Below are 372 nucleotides of genomic sequence, written 5' to 3' on the forward strand. Positions count from 1 at the left end.
AAAACGGGTGAGCAGAATAGTAACCATCAGCCTTTTGAACGCCGGTTCCAAGGCATGACGCGCAGAAGATTGGCCATGCCGCACCATCCTGTTACGCCAGCGAACATTAGTCCTACACCGACAAACGCCGATATTCCGAAGAATACGGGCGAAACAATTAAACCAAGCAGCACGCCGGTTAGCACTATCGTACCGGCTGTGATCTGCACCTGTCGCATGATTCCAGCGGTTGTGAGCGATCGACGACGGTGGGTAGTCTTGCCTGCCGCCACGCATCGATACCTCCTTTGAGAATACAGGCCGGTACTCCGTCAGCTGCTGATTCGAGCTGTAAGGTATTGGCAGTAGTGCGCATCCCGGACTTGCAGTGGA

Annotated in this window: 1 protein-coding gene; it reads right to left on the minus strand. The window is 54.3% G+C overall.

Translation table 11 applies throughout. From position 1 onward, the window contains the following. Positions 1-26: 26 nt before the first annotated feature. The gene (locus HNH97_RS17745; protein WP_216657596.1) at positions 27-218 is read right to left on the minus strand and encodes a YgaP family membrane protein; all 192 of its coding nucleotides are present in this window, start codon (positions 216-218) and stop codon (positions 27-29) included. Positions 219-372 lie beyond the last annotated feature (154 nt).

Origin of the sequence: Gluconacetobacter entanii (assembly GCF_013155425.1) — a bacterium.
Lineage (GTDB): Bacteria > Pseudomonadota > Alphaproteobacteria > Acetobacterales > Acetobacteraceae > Novacetimonas > Novacetimonas entanii.

Coding starts and splice junctions, on each gene's coding strand:
- HNH97_RS17745 (WP_216657596.1), bottom strand. CDS start 218: ATGCGACAGGTGCAGATCACAGCCGGTACGATAGTGCTAACCGGCGTG.